We start from the raw sequence: 19894 nt of genomic DNA, 5'->3' as shown, positions 1-19894 counted from the left end.
AGGCAGAGTGCTCCGGTGACTGCTCCGACACCTGAAGACGCAGAAAGATAGGCGATTCCCATCTCCGCCTTTTCGTCGAAAATCACATCGGCGAGGATTGGCAGCATGGCTGTGTAGGGAAATATGCACAGCATTGGACCTGCACCGAGAACTAGCTGAGCTCCAAGTCTGGGGAAGCTCCACGCCTGAGTTAGCACCTCCGACCAGGGCGACTTCTTCGCTCGAGCATGCACGCAGCCAACAGGGAATTGCCGTGGAAGTGCACGGGCCAGCACTGCCGAGATAGCGAATCCAAGCCCACTAACTGCAATTACAAGTGCCGGTCCCTCTCCTGCCATTAGTGCTCCTGCGAGCCCAGGCCCAAGAATCAACGATGTTGTCAGTGCTAGTGACAGCGACGACATCGACCTCAACAGTCCCGCTTCCGCACTAATCCGCGCAAGTACGGTATTGCGAATTGCTGGTTCTGCCGAGGTTACCGTTGAGCGCGCGGCCACGAGAAGCAAAACCGCCCACACTGCCCACTGATAGTCTGCAACGAAATACATTGTTCCGGCACATGCCAGAGTCATCACGGCCCCAACGGCCAATACAGCAGCCAGCAGTCGGGTGGGCTCGGACCTGTCGGCCAGCGCGCCCAGGTGTGGCCCGGCTACGATGAGCGGAACCAGGCGGGCGAGGGTCATTATTCCCACCATCGTCGCTGAATTCGTCGTATGAAACACCCACCAGTTGAGCGCCACTAGTTCAGCCGCAGCTGCGATACGTGACAGGAGAGCCTGCCCAATCAGTACTCGAATTGCCCAATTCAAACGTCTATCACTCATGCACCAACTCCGCTACCAGCGGATTTGCCCTGTCAACATAAATGTCTGCACCAGTCTCCGTCAACCTCATAGACAAAAATCCCTTGCGTCTCATGGTTGGTCGCCCCATCCACTCGAGATCCTGAACAGGAATAGGTAGTCGGCACTCCGAGATAACGCGGTCGACCTGCACTCGGACGCGGTGCCACAGCGCTTCTTCGCCTATACCCTGAGCCTTGGCGAACTCCTGCACGATTCCATCGAGATTGCCGAATACACAGGCGTAGAATCCCTTGTTCAGAAACTCTTCATAATTGTCGGTCAGGGTTATTGAACCTTTTTCGAATGCCTGCGCCGATTTGGCTCCTAACCGAGAAGCCAGCGCACGCAGCCCGGAAAAGTCTCGGAGGAGCAATCCTCGATAAACTGGAGCCTCCCCGCTGAGGTCAATCTTGACCATTGTGTTCTGCAAATGTTGCTCCAAGGAAATGCCGTGGAAGAACATGAGTCCGAATACCGTTGCCACGAGGTCGTAGACGTAGTCATCGAAGAATCCGGGTGCGATATCCGCCAATGGACTTTGTACCTCTTCGCAGTGACCCCTTAGTGAGGAAGCACTCACTGCAATCTCCCCGTCGTTCAAGTACACCGAGGGATCTTCGCGTATTAGTGCCGATAAACCCCTCTGTCGAGTCTTTGTGTCCTCTTCGCGGCGAGCCAGTGCGACTCCCGCCAGCTCGGGCACCACCGTCACCTGAGGGTTCAGCCCTACTTCCTGACGCAGCCGTTCAACGGCTTCACTAACAACTTCGGCGACTCTAGGCGTTCCCAGCGCGCTGTTTTGGGAAATCGACCGCCTGGTCGAGGTCAGGGTGACGTCGACAGCACACTTGAGAAACGGCCTGCAACCCAAAGCTCCCAGCGAGTGCGGAATCAAGGTGCGAAGAGGGATTGTCGGTCGGGCAGCAAGAGTCAGCAGCGGAATCACAACAATTTTGCCAGCGACAATTTCGTCCTCGTAGACGTCGGTGATGACGTGGCGTAGTTGCCAGGGGTGCACCGGAATAATTGCGTAGTCGCCCGCAACATGGGCTCGGTCGAGGTAAGACTTTGCTGCTTCGATATGCTTCGGAAAATGCTGCTCCAGAAGCTGCTCAAAATCCCCACTGGCCCCGGGCTTGGACATTTCCACCATGCCTCGATCGACGGCGACGAATCTGAGATCAACCGTGCCGCCCGATTCTGGGCCATAGAGCATCGATTCCTCTGTACTAAAACCACGCCGTAATTTGGCCAACGGGTGTACGTTATGCCCAGAAATACAGAAAGAATCAGCGGCCGCTGTCGCCTCATGAGACAGCAAGGGACGCAGCAGCTCCCAGAAGCTACCGGACCAGTCCCCAATCCGTCGACTTACTTGAGCTCGAACCAACGCCAAGTTCTCCCGGGCGTTGGAGATATCAGGTTGCAGGGCGACTAGGGCATCGTCGGAAAGTTCCTCTTCGGCGGCCGATTTCTCAATCCGGTGTCGGAGAGTCTCATCAGCCCAGCTCAGCCATGGCTCAATACGCTGACAGAAGTGCTTATTGTCCAGCAATTCAATAGCAGCGAGTGGATTTAGTTCATAGACATAGTCCTGTTCTGTGACCGCGCCACTTAGCCGCATACCGAGCACCCGCTTAATCGGCACCTCGGAACCGAGAAACTTCCGAAAAACGATTTCGCTGATGTTTTCGCCGCCGTCCTCCACAGACTCCAGCAAAGCTGCACGGATACGCCAGTACTCCTCCGCAAGCAATTCACTATTGCCCCGGTCAATCCTACGACGCGTAGGTGCGGGAAGATTGGCTGCTAAGTGCAGGTGACGGTAAAGGTTCGCGACAAGTGGATAAAAGGCTTTATCCACAAGCCGGATCGGGTCATCTTCGACAAGCGCGGTTCCTCGTAGCTGCTGCCCTACTGAAGTACGTCCGATGGGCCCCTGCTCGAGGACTCGGCACCCGCCCAAGTCACGGACGATTATGCGCTCCGGCCAACCATCACGCAGCACAATCACAGTGTTTTGCGGGTGCGGCTCCACCGCGATACCCCACCGTGCCAGCAGCGCTGCGACTGGCACGAAGAGGAGCCGTCCCAGCTCCCGGAACCACTTTTCGTATACACCTGGTTCGTTGCCCAATTCATCGAAGAGATCGCACAGAATGGGACGAGACGACAGCGGATTGCGGGAAAGAAGCGTCGCCACCGGCATGGCCACATCATCAGCTTCAAGGTCTGCAGTGGGATCCTCTCGGAATACGGCGCCAAAGCAGTGCGCTCGCAGTCCTGAGTCTGCATCCCACCGCACGGCAGCAATATCTCTTGCGACGACAAATCCCGGCTTATCGTCGCTACTCCGCGGGTTAAACCCGCTGTCAAGCTCCAACACCTCAGAAATTTTTTCCGAGATAACCGGTGCCGCGACCGCTCCCGCCGAAATACCTCGAACCGCCCCTGTGAGCTGAATTTCAACCGCAACCTTGATGTGCATCGCCCCCTTTCCATCCGACACTCGGAGAGTGCGAACCGACATTAGGGGCTCGGCAAAGGCAGTGGTGTCCAGCAAGATGATTTCGCCATTAGCGATTTCGTTATTGAACTCGGATGCGATGATTCTCTCCCATTGGAACGGGTGGACTGGAATCACGGACCATCCGCTAATTCGCCGTCGCTCTAGCTCTGATGCCAGCGCCGAGGCAAGGCGTGGTAAGTGGCTGCGAATAGCCTCCAGCGTGGGCAGCCCTACTTCATGCACCCGCGCGTTGTTCACAGCGGCGAAGCGAAGTTGGATAGATTCGGTCTGTTCGGGGAGGACGTCGGACCATTTTTTGCCAATTCCGAGCGACGTCTTCGCTGCTGGACTCGCCGGGTGGCCGTCACAGACTAGCTGTTCACACCGAGAGAGAAGAGCAGAGGCTCCAGCTTCACCCGAGAGTTTTTCCGAACGCCGACGCAATGCATCCACCAGTGCGAAATAACCTGCTCCGGAGTCCCCTACGCCCCAACGCCGAACTATTCCCTGACGAGCTCGGCGCAGGCCTGCCACACTATCGGAGATTTCAGCACAGGCTCGGTCGAGGTTCGTTGGATTTATGCTGAGCAAGCGCTCTTCAGCGAGTCTCCTAAGTAAATCTGCTGAAGTTAGCTCACTGTCGATGAGGCGTTCGGCCTGTTGAACTGACTTTCCTTCTTGAATCAGGAGACGCTCGGATCGGAGAGCTGAAACGAGTCGTCGCCTAATTTCGGCTTCACAACTGTCACTATTTACATACACATTTGGCAACACAGAAGGTAAGGCTACCCTAATTTACTTATGCACGCCATAGGCGATTGGAAGATTTCGCCCAGTCTCCGGATCTTCAACCATGAGCGACGAGATTCCAAATGCACGTCGAATCAAAGCCGAATCGAAAGTCTCTCGCGTCGGGCCCTGTTCAACGATGCGTCCATCGCGCATCACAACCACATAGTCGGAGTACTTCGCCGCATGAGCCATGTCATGGACAACCATTACAATCGTCCGCCCTTTACGGTTTAGTTCCTGAACCAAGTCAAGAATCGACAGCTGGTGCGCGGGATCGAGAAAGGTCGTCGGCTCATCGAGAAGCATAATATCGGTGTCCTGAGCCAAGGTCATGGCAATCCACATTCGTTGCCGCTGCCCACCGGACAGCGCCATCGCATCCGTATCAAGGAATTGTTCAATTCCGGTCTGCCGGGCCGCCTGCGTAATCGCCGAGTGATCCTCGGCGCTTAACGACGCAAAAGCTCCCGAATACGGGTAGCGGCCGAAAGCGATGAGCTCGCGAACTGTCATCCCATCCGGAACCACAGGCTGCTGCGGTAGAAAGGACAGGCGCCGGGCGAACTGACGAGCCCCAAATTCGGAGATTCGGCGACCGTCCAGTTCTGCGGCTCCACGTTCAGGTGTCAACTGCCTGCCAAGCACCTTCAGCAGGGTCGATTTTCCACTGCCGTTAGGACCGATAAGAGCCGTAATTTTCCCGTGCGGGATTTTCAGCGTGACATCCTTGACAATCAACTCTGCGCCATAGCCCGCCGACACTTCAGTACAGGTAAGAGAGTCTGTCATAAGTTTCTACTTCCTCTTCACGCTCGTTACTCGATGAACCAGGTAGATGAAATAGGGCGCTCCGACAATTGCAATTAACGCCCCCACGGGAATCTCCGTCGGAGCAAACGCCCAGCGCCCCGCAGCATCAGCAGCGACCACCAGAGCTGCACCCGCCACGGCGCCCACGGGAATCTGACGCGCAAGATTCTGCCCCACCAACAGCTTCGCTGCGTGCGGGATAATCAGCCCGACGAATCCCAAGACACCCGCTGCTGCTACCGCCGCGGAGCCGCATGCCACTGCGACCATCAGCGCTAGGATTCGCAGCACGTTAAAACGGCCACCGATACTGACTATCGTTGAATCATCCAGTACCAGGGTGTTGAAGTGGCGCGCGAACACCAATGCCACTGCTGTCCCCACAAAGATGACGGGGGCAACGGTAAGCGCATCCGACATGGTGCGCGCATATAGAGAACCCTTCAGCCAAGTCATCGCGGCACCGGCCTCTGGCGCCACACGCACAAGGAGCAGCTGTGTCACAGCAGCAAGCCCCACAGATACAGCCACGCCTGTCAGCGCCAAACGCGCAGGATCAGCCACTGCCCGACCAGCCGCTGCAAAAACCGTCAATCCCCCGAGAAGGGAACCAACGAACGCGATTGGGGTGAGTGCCAGTGCTGGCAGAGATCCGAAACCGAGAAGTGCGACGACCGCCGCCAGGCCACCTCCAGCAGTAATTCCTAGAGTGTCCGGCGCCGCTAGCGGGTTACGCAATGCGACCTGAAGCAAACTTCCTGCCACGGCCATCCCCACACCCGCCAGCACGCCCACGACTATGCGTGGCATTCTGTAGCGCCAATAGAGATTTTCTCCGGAAAGAAGCCCGGCAATAACGTCGGGAAGCGACTTCTGAACTGCTCCAATCCCCATACCGACTAGGCAAGCCAGCACGAGGAACAATGAACTGACGAGGAGCACTAGGGCAAAGCGACTCTTAGTAACCACGCCTGCGACCTCCCTGACGTGCAGACCTGATCGAACGGATTCCCCATAGCAGCAGCGGAGCGCCTGCAATACCGGTGAGAATGCCTACCGGAGTCTCCGCGGGGGCCCACAGCCACTGCCCCAGGCTATCCGCGATGAGAAGCGTGGCCGAGCCTACGACGGCAGCTGCCACCAGGCTGCGCCTGTGCGTGCGACCCGCTACTCGCTGCGCGACGACAGCCGCAAGCAGCCCCAGAAAACCAATCGGCCCCGCGGCCGCTACACATGTGGCGGTCAGTACTACAGCCCCGACAACTGATCCGACACGCACACGCGCGGGATTCGCACCGATAGACCTACTGACTGCATCACCGGCACCGAGGGCATCTAGGGCACGCCCACCTGCGGCAAAGGCAGGAAAGATGAGCACCAAGGCGATTAGGGCTGGAACCAGGTCCGGCAGGCGAACTCCGGCGAGACGACCATTGAGCCAGGCCAATACGGTAGTCAGCTGAGCTTCATCCAAGACGAGGAAGATTGATGTCAGCGCGCTAAATATGGCCGACACAGCAATGCCCAATAAAACCATCTTTTGAATCGCGTTTGCACCGCCAGATTCTGGGCTAGATCCACGCATACTCAAAGAGATAGTGAATGCTGCCGCCGCGCCACCACCAATTAACGCGCCGGGCAAAAGCAGCGCACCAGTCGCAGACCCAGTTACGAACGCAGTCGCAACAGCGCCAAATGCAGCACCGGAATTAACTCCGGTAATTTGCGGGTCAGCCAGCGGATTGGCAGTTGCGGTACGCAGCAGAACGCCGCCGACACCGAGACTGGCGCCGACGATCACAGCTGCTAAAAGTCGATCACGGGTAAGGCTGCGTAATTCCGGATAGAGCTGCGGGGCATTAGCCGGAGCTGACAGTCCAGATAGTCGGTAGAAACTAATTGCCACGACAGTTACTACACAGATGAGTACGCATGCCCAAAAGGCACGGAATTTCATTAGGAATTGATAATTTGATCCAACATCGCCTCTGCGGCCAGCGGACCGCGGGAGCGTGACCAAGTGTCCTGATCAACGTCAACGATGTTGCTTACGACATCTGCGTACGGGCTGGAACGGAATCCCTCAATATCGTTGTACAGGTACATAACGTCGAGTTTCATTCCCGGGAGCTTGTCACCGGTCAGCTCGGCTACGTCAGTCTTGGACTCGATGGCGGACTTCTCTCCATCGTAGCCGTACTCGTAACCAGCAGCGGTCAGGAGAGAACCTGCGAAGGAGTCCTTGACCCAAGTGTAGAGGGTGTTCTTGGACCAACCAACGACGGCTGCTCGCGTGCCCGGCGCGACCTTCTCCTTTGCCTTTACCACCTTGTCCTCGATGCGGGCGCGGACTTCTGCAGCCTTGTCCTCAGCGCCAATCTTGGTCGCAATGTCATCCATCGCATCGAGCACCTCGGTATAGGAGGTGTCACCGTATGCTTCGGTCGGAGCAATTTCCTTCAGCTGATCCATAATGGATGCCTGCCGTGTCGGGCTTGCCAGAATCAAGTCCGGTTCAAGCGACTGAATGACCTCCAAGTTCGGCTGTTTCGCCTGCCCCACCGATGTAATGCCGTCGAGCTTGCCCTCGAGGGTTTTAGGCGCGGCGGACTTGCCAATCTCTACAATACCGACCGGCTTAACACCAAGTGCGTAAAGAATTTCCTCGTAACGCCAGTCGAGAGCTACTACACGGATAGAGGAAGCGTCTTTCTTCTCTTCTGCCGCAGAGTCACCATTAGATTCCTGCCCATCAGCGCATCCGACCAGGACAAACACCAGGGCGAGACTCATTGCAATAATGGCGGCGAAAAATCGTGCGCGGCGAGGTTCAGCCATGCTCATTCGATTTAAGTAATTTAGCATGACCTAATTTTGCAACCATTGGCTAACCTAACGCAACCACTTATTTTTCACTTTTCATTCGACTAGCCCCGGCCTCTACCCCCGCAGTTGCCTGTTCTCCACAACCCGGCCCGTGTGCCAAGATTGAACTCATGAACGCCTCCACCACACCCCTGCTTGTCGTGGGGCTCGGCAACCCTGGGCCCAAATATGAACTCACCCGTCATAACGTCGGCCATCTGGTGCTAGATGAACTAGCCAGCCGCACTTCTCCGATGCCCTCGTCGTTTAGCGTGCATAAGAAGTCCAACGCTGAGATTGTGCAGACTCGGTTTAAGACCTCCGATGGTGGCGAGCGACAGGTGATTCTGGCTAAGCCCAGGACGTACATGAATCTGTCGGGTGGGCCGATTGCGGCACTGGCCAAGTTCTTCAACGTGGCACCTACCGACGTCGTCGTAGTCCACGATGAGCTGGATCTGGACCCGGGCGGGGTCCGCCTCAAACGTGGCGGTGGCGAAAATGGTCACAATGGCCTGCGCTCGACCACGAAGTCGTTGGGCACGAAGGACTACATACGGGTGCGCATTGGCATTGGCCGACCTCCGGGCCGCCAAGATCCCGCTGACTACGTGCTGCGTAACTTCAATGCCAAGGAGCGCGAGGAACTCGCTTTCACCCTGCCCACCGCGGCGGAGGCAGTGGAGCTAATCGCCAGCCACGGGCTGGAGATTGCTCAGAACCAGGTGCACGGGCGGTAGCAGATAGAGGCAAATGGCAGCAACGAGCCCCCTTCCCTCCCAACTTTCACTGGGATGAGAAAAGGGGGCTATTTTCGCGTTCCCGGGAGCTTCAGTCTTTACAGCTCGTCGGTGTTCGTGCTGCTCGGCGTTTTCGTCGGCGGTTTCGCTCTGTCCACCGAGCGCCTGGCGGTGGGATTCGGGAAGCTGCGGCAGGGCGCCCGTGAGGGCATCAACCAGGTGATGAGGATCAGGCGCCCGGGGAGCTCCCCGTCCGGCACGCCCACGACTCGGCGTAGCGACCGCCCTTCGCCAGCAATTCATCGTGCGTACCCCGTTCTGCGACCGTCCCGTCCTCCGAAAGCACGACGATGAGGTCGGCATCGCGGACGGTGTGCAGGCGATGGGCGACGACGATCACGGTGTGATCGCCGCGCAACGCCTCCATAGTGCCGACGATCGCCCGCTCAGTGGCCGCATCCAGCGAGGATGTCGGCTCGTCGAGAAGCACCACCGGGGAATCCTTCAAAAGCGCTCGGGCGATGGCGAGGCGCTGCCGCTCGCCTCCCGACAGCAGCGTCCCTTCCTCCCCCACCGGGGTATCCCACCCGGAAGGCAGCAGCTCCACGATGCGGTCCACCCCGGAACGCCGGGCGGCCTCACGCAAGCGGTCCCCGTCACCGGGCCCGGAACCGAATTCGGGGTCGGCGAAGACCACGTTGTCCCGCACGGACGCGTCGAAAAGGAACGTCTCCTGGAACACCGGGGTCACCAGCGAGTTCACGCCGTCGGTGCCGATCCGAGGCAAGGGCACCCCGCCGATGAGGATCTCCCCCGAGTCCGGATCATGAAAACGCGACAACAGCCGCATGACTGTCGTCTTGCCCGCCCCCGACGGTCCCACTACGGCAACCAGCGCTCCCTGAGGTGCACGGAAGCTGACGCCGTCGAGAACCTTCTTATCCCCGTACCCGAAGCTCACGCCGCGGAACTCCACGTCATGCCCGTCGGGCGGCTCCGGTGCGGCAGGTTCGGGAAGGGCGGGGATTGCCCGCAGGTCACGCAACGCAGCCAACGTGTTGCGACCCGCACCGAAACCGCCGGACAACGCTCCCGCCGTGGTGATCGGTCCGGTGAACTGGACGACCACGATGAGCATTGGCGCCAAATGCGCCGGCGCCATTCCGCCCGTCGCGGCGACTGCCACGGCGACGATTACCGCCGCCGTGAACACCGCATGGACGACCGAACTCAACCGTCCGATGGCCGCCCCCTGCGTCGAGGTCGCCTTCGCGAACGCATCGTGCTGGGCCCGGATCGCCTCATCCACCATCGCGTCCGCCGCCGAACCGTCGCTCGCGGCGCGAATCGCCTGCTGGCAGCGGGTGAACTCGATCAACCTGCCGGAGACGGCAGCGACGGCGTCAGCATGCGCTTCGTCCGACTCCCCGCCGACCCGGCCAATGGCTCGGTAGGCGAAGAAGATCACCGGCGCCGACGCGACGAGAACCAAACCGACGCGCCAATCCACCGCCAGAATTCCGAAGGCGATGACGGTCGGCGCAACCACCGCGGCGATGACGGGCCGCAGGATCACGTGCGGCACGGACGCCGCAAACGCGATACCCGACGACGCCATCTCCGAAAAGCGGCCGGCCGTGGACTTGGTGACGTACCCGAGTGGCAACGTCAGCACGCGTTCGCCCAGGGAACGCAGCAGGGACGAGAGCACCGCTGCGGAATTCGCCCTGCCCACCGTCCCCGCGGCGAGAGACAGCACCGCATGGGCGGCCGCGAGGCCGGCGATGACGCCGGTGAAACGCCACGCCGTCGCATCATCCCCCTCGGCCAGAGCCGACAGCAGCGGCAGCAGCGCGACGAACGCCGCGCCCTGGGCCAGCGCGGCAAGCGCGGCCAACGCAATGAGCCACGCCAGCGTCATTCTCGAACGCCGATCCGTCATCGACCACAAGTCCCGAATCATCGGTTCCCCGCCTTTTCATCGTCTGATTCAGTGCCCCGCGGGGCGGATGGTTCGTCGTCGAGCGCGAACGCGCGCCACAAATCCCGGTAGCGGCCACCGCGCGCAAGCAACTCGTCGTGGGTACCTGCCTCCGCGACCGCTCCCCCATCGAGAACGAGGATGCGGTCGGCGTTGCGGATCGTGCTCAACCTGTGCGCGATCACAATCACCGTCCGCGAACGGGCCAAACGCTCGATTGCGGACTGGATGAGGGCCTCGGAAGCCGGATCCGCGTAAGCGGTTGCCTCGTCGAAGATGAGCACCGGCGCGTCCGTGACGATCGACCTCGCGATGGCCACGCGCTGCGCCTCGCCACCGGAAAAGGTCACGTCGACGTTGACCACCGAATCCAGGCGCTTCGGCAGCGCCGCGATGACCGTATCGAGGTTGGCGAGCTTCGCGGCCGCCATGATGTCGCCGTCGGTGGCGTCTCTCCTGGCCAGCCGGATGTTCTCCCGCAACGGCAGCGTGAGCAACTGCGGATCCTGGGACACCACCGACACCGAGCGGTGCACGTCGCGCACAGCGATGTCGCGGAGATCAACGCCGCCCAGCAGCACCGAGCCTTCGACGGGGTCGTGGAAACGCGCCAACAACCGGGCGACGGTGGACTTTCCGGAACCGGAGGACCCCACCAACGCCGTGAGGGTCCCCGGTTCGAACGTCGCGGACATCCCGTCGAGGACCCGCGGCCCATCCCCGTAGGAGAAGACCAGGTTCCGGACCTCGAGCGCGCCCCCGCGCGCGGGCACCGGATCGGCGGGCTCGGCGATCGGCGGCGTGCCCAGCACCTCCGCGATGGATTTCAGGGCCGCGATCCCCGCGATGATGGGTTCGGAGTTCATGGCCACCCGCACGATCGCCGCGGAGAGTCCAAGGCCGAGAACCAGCCCGGCGACGAGACCCTCCGGTGTGCCGCCCGCGGCGTCCCGCAGAGCGAGGCCGGCGCCGCACACCACTGCGAGGACCGTGATTGGAGACGTCACCACGTCGATGAGCCCAAGATAGATGTTCGACTGCCGGGACCAGGCGGACCACGCGCGGACGAACGACGACGCCGCGGCATCGTAGCGGCCCGAGCCCTGGTTGGCGCGTCCGAAGGACTTCATCACCGGGATGCCGCGCACCAACTCGATGACCGCGGCCGTCACTCCTTCGGAGGCTCGCTCGTAGTCGCGCTGAAGGCCGGCGCCACGCGACATCATTACGCCCATCAGGGCGAAGGTGACCAGCACCGGGACGACCGCCACCGCCGCGATCCGCCAATCCACCGCGACGAGCGCGATGAGGGAAAGCAGGGGAACCAACACCGCCACCACGGTCTCACCGACGGTGTGGCCCATGAGCTGGTGGACAGCCGCGACGTCCTTCTCAACCGACTCGATGATTCCCGACGAGCGCCGGGCGTCCAGCCAGCCCAGCGGCAACTTCCGAATTTGGGCTACCAGCCGGCGCCGGAGGTGGAGCTGCAGGTCGTTATCCGCCCGGTGCGAGAGCATGCCGGCGGCGCCGTCCGCGACCATGCGCACCGTCGCGGCGACGACGATGACAGCCACGGCCAACCACGTCCGATGCGCCGGGGCCTCCGGGTACGTCATCGCGATGTCGATGATGCCGACCAGCGAAGCGACGGTAGCCACCGACGACAGGGCGGACAACGCGACCACCGCACGCATCCGGGTCCGGATTGGGGCGAGCAGCGACCACGGGCCGACGGTCCCGTCCACGGCGCTCACTTGCCCGCCTCCCCGATCGCGCTCTTCTTCGCGAGAGTGCAGAAGTACACCATGCCGGCGCGTGAGGCTCCGCCCAGCTTCAGCCCGTTGGCTTCGGCTAGGTCCTCGAGCTCGCTGCCCCGGAACACCCGGTGGCCCATCTTCGCCATGACGGCCATGTCGACCCGCTCGTTCACGTCGGGATCCTCGGCGAACGTCTGCACGTAAGCGATGCCGCCGTCGGCGCGCAGCCTGGCGACCCTGCCGAGCGCGGCACCCGCATCCTTCATTTGGTGGAGCGCGCCGCACACCCAGATTTCATCGGCCCCGCCGGGCTCTCCCGCGAGCGGCGCGAGGACGTCGGCGACGTGGAATTCCGTCCGGGCCCCGAGCCCGTCGACGGCGGCGGCGTCCATCGGTTCACGCGCATAGCGGCTGAGGAACCTCGGCTGGACCTTGTCCTGGTAGGCCGCGAGGAGTCTGCGGTTGTTCTGGACGATCTGGGCAATCGACTTCATCTGGTTCTGTCTCCGGGGTGTGTGGGCCGCGTCCACGCGGCGGTTTCGGGTTAGGTGCTCGGGTTCGCGGGCCGTCGTCGGCGGCGATGCCCCCGTGGACGTGCCCGTCATGCAGACTCCCCCGGCCTCGTTTTCACGGCGATGCCCCACGCCGCGAGCACGGCGATGCCTAAGAACCAGGCCGCGCAGACCACCAGACCCGCAGCCCCGGTGCCGTTGACGGCCTCGCCGGCCGCGGATACGGGGGTGTGCCCGGCGATTCCGCGCAGGAGAGGACGGAAGTGGTCGGCGGGCATGAGCACCGTGTTGACGAACATCGCAACGATGATTAACGGGATGAGGGCCACGGAGCCCTGGGGGCTGGTGATGGAGAACGCGATGTACGTGCCGGTGCATGCGGCCGCCGCGGCAACCATCGCGCCGGTCATCGCGATCCTCCACCACCAGGACGCCTCAGGGGGGCTGTCGGAAAGCAAGGCGGCCACCGCCACGACGACGGCCGTCATCGCCATGATCCGGATGAACTCGGCGATGATCCGTGCGGCCGGCACGGCCGCGTACGGCGCCGGCATGGTGATCAACCGCTCGTGGAGGCCATTGCTGCGTTCAACGAACACGGTGGACGATCCCGTGATGGCCAGGATGAACGCCCACGCCGTCACGACCAGGATGACCGCGTTCGGGAGTTCGAACTCTCCGGTGAGCTGCCTGACCAGGCCACCGAACATGCGGTTGACGATGAACAGGTACACGAGCGGAGCAATGAACGTCATGAACCAGAAGTCGGGGCGCCGCAGCCAAATGTGGGCAATGCGCCGCAGATGCACGAAGATGGGGCCGATCATGATTCGCTCCTCGAGGTGAACCGGCGGATGAACAGGACGATTCCGGCGACCGCCGCGACACCGAGCCACAGGGCGGCCTCTTCCCCGGCGCGATCCGGGAAGGCGTCCGGGGACGCCGCCCTAATCACCTCGATCACCGGCGAAAAAGGCATGTGGCGCACGACGTCGCGAAGGGAGCCGTCCAAAGCGGTCGCCGGAATGAACGCGGTGGAGAACATGAGCAGCAGCATTTCCAGCGCCTGGATCGATGAGGCCGTCGACACCGGGGCGGGCACCATCAGGATCACCCCGTCCGTGACCAGGGACAGGACCGCCGCGGCGAGCAGCGACCACAGGACAGTCCACGCGACGTCACCGATAGCCATGTCGAGGCCGCAGGACCACGCGACGACCAGCAGCGCCGCGATCGACGCGGACATCCGCAGCACATCGGTGGCGAGCCTGCCGGCGACATAGCCGCCTGTGGCCCCGGGCAACACGCGCACGCGGTCAACGAGCCCGGACTCGACGTCCTGTCCCACCGCCATCGCCGACGCCGCGGCGGTGAACATCGCCGCCTGGAACAGGCAGCCGCCGAGCACGAAACGCAGGTACCCGAAGCCGGATTGCCCCGCCGAGTACCCAAACACCGCGTACAGGCACAGCAGGAAGAGCGGCGGAACTACGAACATGGAGATCAGCGACGCGGTGTTGCGTCGCAACAGCAGCAGATCCCGACGGAGAAACGCCGCGACCGACGTCGCACTCATCGCGCCGCACCCCCTGCGTTCATCGATATGAACACCTCGTTGAGGGTGGGCGGCGACACGCTCAGCGAATCCGGCGACGCTTCCGAGGCCTCCATCGCCTGCGCCACCGCCTCGAGGACCCGCGGTCCGGGGTCGACGTCGAGGGACACCGACTTCCCCGCGACGCGGGCGCCGTCCAGGCACGTTCCCCCGAGGCAGCGGGCGAACGCCTCCGCCTCGGCGGCGGTGGCAAAGGACACGCGAAGCACGTGCGACCCGAAGTCGCGGCGCAATTCCTCCGGCGTTCCGCTGGCGACGATGCGGCGATCCTTGAGCAGATGGACGTGGTCTGCCAGCGCCTCCGCCTCTTCCAGGTACTGGGTGGTCAGCACCAGGGTCATTCCGTCGTCCCGCAGTTGCCGGATGAAGCCCCACAGCTCTTCGCGGCTGACCGGGTCCAGCCCCGTCGTGGGTTCGTCGAGGAACAGCAGCCTGGGCACGACGCACAGCGACGCGGCGATGTCGAGGCGGCGCCGCATGCCACCCGAATAGGCCGACGCCAGCGTCGAGGCACTGTCCGCGAGCGAGAATTGCGCGAGCAGTTCCGTCGCGCGGGCGGCCGCGGCGGCGCGGTCGAGTCCGCGCAGCCGCCCGAAGAACTCCAGGTTCTCCCGGCCGGTGAGGTTCTCGTCGATCGCCGCGAATTGGCCGGTGGTGGCAATGTCAGCGCGCACGCCCGCCGGGTCCTCTTTCACATCGCGCGAGAAGATGCTCACCTCGCCGGAGTCGGCGGTGATGAGCGTCGACAGGATTCGGATGAGGGTGGTCTTGCCTGCACCGTTGTGGCCGAGGAACGACACGATCGCCCCGGTGGGCACGGTGAAACTCACGCCGTCGAGCACATGCTTGCGCATCCGGGCACCGCGCTTTCCCTTGCGGCCGCCGTCCGGCGGGGCACCTGCCCCGCCTTCGGGCGGGGTGCCCGCTTTGCCCGCAATCGGGTAGCTCTTCGTGAGGTCGCGGACGACAATCGCCGCACCTCGTTCAGCTTGATCCGTCATCGTTTCCCCTTTCCTTTGGTATCGCAGTGGGCCGCTGTCGGCAGCGGCCCCGTGGTCGGGTTGTCATGCGGCACCTCGATATGGATGCCCGCATCGCGGGCGAAGGCGAGGACCGGTTCGAGGAGCCGGGGGTGGCCGACGAGATCCCGGCACCCCGGCGCGACCGGCTTCCCCGCGACCGCCACAACGGTGGCGGCAGCAATCGCCGCGGTCATTTTGTAGGAACCCGGGCCGGTCGCCCGGACGACGGTCGTCTCGGCCGGTGCCTGGTCACGGCCTCGAACCACCTCGGGGGATCGGCGACCACCTCGGAAACCGGCAGCAACACCTGGTCGTAACCACGAAAAAGGGCGTAGACGTGGAAGCCGATCAGCGAAAGGTTGTGGGTCAAAGGTAGCCACGTGAGCATCTTGTTCTCGTACCGGTGTGCGTGGCGTGGGATCGTCGCGCGCAGACCGTTCAGCACGGACTCGTTGGTTACGATGACGCCCTTTGGCGATCCCGTGGAGCCGGACGAAAACTGGATAAGGGCTTCGCCGGCCGTCCCACCTCGCACCGGGAACGCGGGGACCGCCCCGGAGCCATCCCCGGAATCCACGTCCCCCGCCTGAGAGAAGTCCGATTCAGCATCACCCGGCATCGCCGCACCCGGTTCCGCGGCAGCGTCATTGACGATGGACACGTCGAGCAGCCGGTCCTCGCCCACGACCACGGCACCGTTTGCGCCGGTGAGCAGCGTGTGACTGCGTTCGTCGACCAGGATCGGGGCCCCGGGCATCATGTCCGAGAGCGTCCGCACCCTGTCGACGTCAACCGGGCCTGCCACCGCCTCCGCATGGACCCGGCCATACGGGACGAAGACGTCCCGCCGATTCTCGACGAAGGTGATCCCCTTTTTCGTCTCATCGGCCTTGTCCCGAAGCACGTCGCTGATGGTCCGGATCGTGTTCATTGGTACCTCTTTCGGTTGTCGGCGCCATGCCGGTGCCGGGCGGACCGGGCCGCATGGCGTGACCCGGCGGATGTGTCTGAAGGGTTGAAAGGGTGACGAAACTGGGTGGGGCGCGTCTCCGCACAAGCTCGGAAACGCTCGCGGGCCCGGGACCCGCCGGTTCCGGGTGCCCGTCAAGTCACTGCGGACACCAGGGCGGCGACGAAGGCCGCGGCGGACGCTGCGGCCACGAACCCGTCACGCACTCGCCAGGGGTAATCGGTGCGGAAGGTGCGCCGCGGATGGCGGCCGAAGTTGCGCATCGCCAGGGTCAGGGACAGCTTTTCGGCGCAGCGCACGGCGCTGACGAACAGGGGAAAGGCGATGCGCGCGGGCGTCGTCGCGCGGATGAAGCCGGAGCGGAAAGACTGCCCCGGTCGCATTGAGCGCAATCTAATCGCCCATGTCAGATGGGGGATTTCGCTGCGCAGGAACGCCGCGATGCTCACCCCGGAAATCGCTATGGTGCACCATGTGTAGGGCACCCGGAGGCGTTGCACCATGGCGTCGAAAAGCTCCTCGACGCGCATGCACGCGGAGACCAGGACCGTCCCCGCAAACACGGCCGTCAGCAGCAGTCCGTGATGGATGCCGTGGCGGACAGCCTCCGCCGGATCCCCACCGCCGTAGAACTCGGAGCGCCACCCGAGCAGGCCGAAGAACACCCCGATCAACAGGACGAGGAGGACCTTCCCCGCCGTCGCCCGAACGTCGCGTTCCGCGATCGCAGCGAGTGCGAGGAACGCCACCCCAGTCAGAGCGAGAACGGCGTCTCCGCCGGAGAGCAGCCCGGCGACGAGGACGAGCATCACCGCCGCGACAATCGTGATGGCGTTCAACCCCGCGCGCCTGCGAGCGGCGGATCCACTGGTCCAGGGGCTTTCGTCCAAGGACGTCCGTGCGCCGGCCGCGGGCAGTGCGCGATCCCGCCGGGACGACTCAGGGGAAGCCGGCACGTCGGCTGCGGGACCGGACCAGGCGACCTTCCCTTCGGCGACGATGCTCGCCCGATCCGCCCACGTTCGCGCGGCACGGCGGTCGTGGCACGTGAACACAACGGTTCCGCCGGCCCCGGCGTATTCCGCTAGGGCATCCAGTACGATGCGCGAGCTCGGCGAATCCAGGTGCGCCAACGGCTCGTCGAGAAGCAGCAAACGGCGATTGGCTGCCACCGCCAGGAAGATGCCCAACCGTCTTTTCTGTCCGCCCGACAGGACGAACGGCGAGACGGGGTCAAGTGCCCGGGGGCACAGGGCTTCCCGCAGTTTCCGCAGCTCATCGGTGCCGAGTGGTCCGTGCGGGTCCGTGCCGGCCAGCGCGGAGTCGATTTCCGCAGCGACGGTCGCGCGGGTGAACTGGTGCTCGGGGTTCTGGAACGCCAACGACGCGAAGGCGTCGGGGACGCGCCGGGCGGACGCGCCGTCAATCCGGAGGTCCGCTCCCGCCTTCATCTGGCCCGACAGCACCGCCAGCAAGGTGGACTTACCGGCTCCGTTGGCACCGACTAGGGCATGAATCTCGCCCCGTTCCAGTGTCAGATCGGCCCCGTTCAGGATCCTCTCCCCGCCTCGGGCCACGTGGGTTCCGGTCAAGGCCAGCAGTGGAACGGCATCCGCCTCTGATTCCGGATCGGGACGGTCCGGCGCCCCCGTGCCCGGCGTACTGGCGTCCGGCGTTCCGGCGGTCGCGGCCGTCGTCGCAATGCCCTTCACCGCGATGCCATCCGGCGCTCCGTGGGCGGCGACGCTCCCGTCCGCATCGAGGATTGTCACTGTGTCGACCCACCCGTCGAACGGGCGGAGGTCGTGCTCGATGAGCAGGATGACGCGCCCCGGGGCCCGCAAATCACGGATGGCGGCGAACAGCGACCGGCGACCGTCCTCGTCGACGTGGGCCGCGGGCTCGTCGAAGATCATGACCTCCGGCGCCCTGGCCACCGCACCGGCGATGGCCATCCGCTGGCGTTGCCCGCCCGACAAAGCCCACGGATCCTTCTCCGCGAGCTCTGACAGCCCGACCTCCGATAGAGCCTCGGCTGATCGCTTGGCGACGATACCGGCTTCCACGAGGGAAAACTCGAGGGCCATGGCCACGTCATCGACGACTCGGAGCGTGAGCACCTGCGTCGCCGGGTCTTGCCCAACGAGGGTGACCCGGTCCCCGTCCACGGGGCGTTCGGTGCCGTCGGCATCGATGATGTGCACGAATCCGGCATGGTCGATGGGGATGTGCGAGGGGATCAGTCCAGCGATGAGGTGGGCCAGGCTCGTCTTTCCGCATCCCACGGGTCCCGTGATGGCGTTGATCGTGCCGAAATCGAAGGAGAGATCCACCATGTCGGGTGCCCATCGCCCATCGGCGTGCCGCACGCCCGCGCCCCTAACCCGTAACCGGGACGGGGCCGTCCCGCGTGTCGCACCGGCGCACGCGGGTGCTCCGCCGGTCACCGGGTGACCCCGCGGCTGCGAAGCCCCTTTGCGACGGCAAAGCCCAGGACCAAAAACACCAAGCTCGATGCCAAGGCTACGGCGAAGCTGATCAGGGTCATGGGCGTGGTCGGCGAGTCGACGCCGACTGCGCGCGGGGCCATCGTTCCCATCAGCGCGGAGAACAACATCGCCGAGGCCACGAACTGGGGACGCGTCCACCGCCGGTACAGGGTGACCATGAACGGAAGCTCGATGAGCAATCCTTCCATAATCAGCGCCCCGATTGCGGCGACGCCGAACGGGGTGGTCGCCGCGGACACGACGCCCATGGCAAGGCACGCGATGAGGCTCGCGCCAAGCTTGCGGACGACGATGAGGGGAACAACGCACTGCAGGAACCACAACCCGAGCGTCGCCGCGACGAGATAAACGTGGGCGATGCCGGCGAACACCTGCAGGTAGGTCAGGGGCACGATGATGAGAGACCCCGCAACGCCGATCGCGGCGGCGACGAGCATGTCGCGGGTGGATGGTCGGCCACCCGCTGCGACCGGTGCGACGTGCACCAACCGCCCGTCATCCGTCTGCGACGCCACCGCGTCCCCGACTCCCTCTCCGGAGAGGGGCTCTCCGGTCGATCCACGTTTTCCGTTCATCGTCGCCGCCTCGCTTCCGTTGCCGGTTCCCGATCGGGAACACCACCTAAAACAGCATTAGGTTAGGCATTGCTTATCGCCTTACGCAAGGCTCAATTCACTGAAATTACCCCCTCCCCCGTTACCACGATGGTGCCCCCTCACGGGGCGCGGTCACCGTGCCCGGTATGGCTTATCTGCGTGAACATTTCCATAATCCGGGGATATTGCCACCGGACACCGGGGACAACCGCTGACAGCTAATAGGGCCACGGACCAAACAGAGGTCTCGTCGTAACGTGGGTGCCTGCAACGGATATCCAAGACACCGGCGACCAGCCGCAACAGAAGGACACCATCATGGAACCGTCCACAACACCCGACATCATCATCGGCCTCGACGTCG

The 19894-nt window shown here is 63.2% G+C and carries 17 protein-coding genes; 1 reads left to right on the top strand and 16 read right to left on the bottom strand.

All coding sequences use genetic code 11. The annotated features are described in order from the left end of the window. The 6 genes from Q0331_RS07050 to Q0331_RS07025 all read right to left on the bottom strand — a co-directional run. The coding region (locus Q0331_RS07050) for an MFS transporter (protein ID WP_298075700.1) at positions 1-827 on the bottom strand (827 nt) is incomplete at its 3' end. After that, the gene (locus Q0331_RS07045) at positions 820-4131 is read right to left on the bottom strand and encodes an IucA/IucC family protein (RefSeq protein WP_298075699.1); all 3312 of its coding nucleotides are present in this window, start codon (positions 4129-4131) and stop codon (positions 820-822) included. The genes Q0331_RS07045 and Q0331_RS07050, both read right to left, overlap by 8 nt. A gap of 21 nt (positions 4132-4152) precedes the next feature. Then, a complete protein-coding gene (locus Q0331_RS07040) occupies positions 4153-4938 on the bottom strand; it encodes an ABC transporter ATP-binding protein (protein WP_048759789.1) in 786 nt (261 codons plus the stop codon). A 6-nt stretch (positions 4939-4944) separates the two neighbouring features. Continuing rightward, positions 4945-5928: an iron ABC transporter permease gene (locus Q0331_RS07035; RefSeq protein WP_288818692.1), complete on the bottom strand. Its 984-nt coding sequence runs from the start codon at positions 5926-5928 to the stop codon at positions 4945-4947. Next, complete coding sequence (locus Q0331_RS07030) at positions 5918-6916, bottom strand: iron ABC transporter permease (protein ID WP_070834099.1); 999 nt, start codon at positions 6914-6916, stop codon at positions 5918-5920. The genes Q0331_RS07035 and Q0331_RS07030 overlap by 11 nt, the downstream gene beginning before the upstream one ends. Beyond that, positions 6916-7797 carry an ABC transporter substrate-binding protein gene (locus Q0331_RS07025; RefSeq protein ID WP_141762945.1) on the bottom strand — a complete coding sequence of 294 codons (882 nt, stop codon included), beginning with the start codon at positions 7795-7797 and terminating at the stop codon, positions 6916-6918. The genes Q0331_RS07030 and Q0331_RS07025 overlap by 1 nt, the downstream gene beginning before the upstream one ends. A 158-nt stretch (positions 7798-7955) precedes the next feature. On the opposite strand from Q0331_RS07025, the gene pth reads away from it, so the two are divergent. Continuing rightward, positions 7956-8564: an aminoacyl-tRNA hydrolase gene (gene pth / locus Q0331_RS07020; RefSeq protein WP_288818694.1), complete on the top strand. Its 609-nt coding sequence runs from the start codon at positions 7956-7958 to the stop codon at positions 8562-8564. A gap of 229 nt (positions 8565-8793) precedes the next feature. Here pth and Q0331_RS07015 read toward each other — a convergent pair whose 3' ends face one another. From Q0331_RS07015 to Q0331_RS06970, 10 genes are all read right to left on the bottom strand, one after another. Next, a complete protein-coding gene (locus tag Q0331_RS07015) occupies positions 8794-10527 on the bottom strand; it encodes an ABC transporter ATP-binding protein (RefSeq protein ID WP_038626225.1) in 1734 nt (577 codons plus the stop codon). Next, positions 10524-12302 (bottom strand): ABC transporter ATP-binding protein, encoded by a 1779-nt coding sequence (locus tag Q0331_RS07010; RefSeq protein WP_298075698.1) that lies wholly within the window; start codon positions 12300-12302, stop codon positions 10524-10526. Before Q0331_RS07010 ends, Q0331_RS07015 begins: the two co-directional genes overlap by 4 nt. After that, on the bottom strand, positions 12299-12799 hold the full coding sequence (locus Q0331_RS07005; protein WP_298075697.1) for a class I SAM-dependent methyltransferase: 501 nt from the start codon (positions 12797-12799) through the stop codon (positions 12299-12301). The genes Q0331_RS07010 and Q0331_RS07005 overlap by 4 nt, the downstream gene beginning before the upstream one ends. A gap of 107 nt (positions 12800-12906) precedes the next feature. Next, positions 12907-13644: an ABC transporter permease gene (locus Q0331_RS07000; protein ID WP_070438221.1), complete on the bottom strand. Its 738-nt coding sequence runs from the start codon at positions 13642-13644 to the stop codon at positions 12907-12909. Next, entirely contained in the window at positions 13641-14393 is a 753-nt protein-coding gene (locus Q0331_RS06995) for an ABC transporter permease (protein ID WP_070438218.1), read from the bottom strand. The genes Q0331_RS07000 and Q0331_RS06995 overlap by 4 nt, the downstream gene beginning before the upstream one ends. After that, positions 14390-15433 carry an ATP-binding cassette domain-containing protein gene (locus Q0331_RS06990; protein WP_049189759.1) on the bottom strand — a complete coding sequence of 348 codons (1044 nt, stop codon included), beginning with the start codon at positions 15431-15433 and terminating at the stop codon, positions 14390-14392. The genes Q0331_RS06995 and Q0331_RS06990 overlap by 4 nt, the downstream gene beginning before the upstream one ends. Beyond that, the gene (locus Q0331_RS06985; protein WP_224783744.1) at positions 15430-15648 is read right to left on the bottom strand and encodes a hypothetical protein; all 219 of its coding nucleotides are present in this window, start codon (positions 15646-15648) and stop codon (positions 15430-15432) included. The genes Q0331_RS06990 and Q0331_RS06985 overlap by 4 nt, the downstream gene beginning before the upstream one ends. Then, positions 15645-16214 carry an AMP-binding protein gene (locus tag Q0331_RS06980; protein ID WP_298075696.1) on the bottom strand — a complete coding sequence of 190 codons (570 nt, stop codon included), beginning with the start codon at positions 16212-16214 and terminating at the stop codon, positions 15645-15647. Before Q0331_RS06980 ends, Q0331_RS06985 begins: the two co-directional genes overlap by 4 nt. Before the next feature lie 344 nt (positions 16215-16558). Next, complete coding sequence (locus Q0331_RS06975) at positions 16559-18760, bottom strand: ATP-binding cassette domain-containing protein (RefSeq protein WP_298075695.1); 2202 nt, start codon at positions 18758-18760, stop codon at positions 16559-16561. 107 nt (positions 18761-18867) lie between these two features. Next, positions 18868-19449: an ECF transporter S component gene (locus tag Q0331_RS06970; protein WP_224783742.1), complete on the bottom strand. Its 582-nt coding sequence runs from the start codon at positions 19447-19449 to the stop codon at positions 18868-18870. Between the last annotated feature and the right edge of the window lie 445 nt (positions 19450-19894).

Origin of the sequence: uncultured Corynebacterium sp., from assembly GCF_937999985.1 — a bacterium.
Taxonomy (GTDB): domain Bacteria; phylum Actinomycetota; class Actinomycetes; order Mycobacteriales; family Mycobacteriaceae; genus Corynebacterium.
Note: the sequence above shows the minus strand (reverse complement) of the source record. Positions and strands in the feature narration are given on the sequence as shown.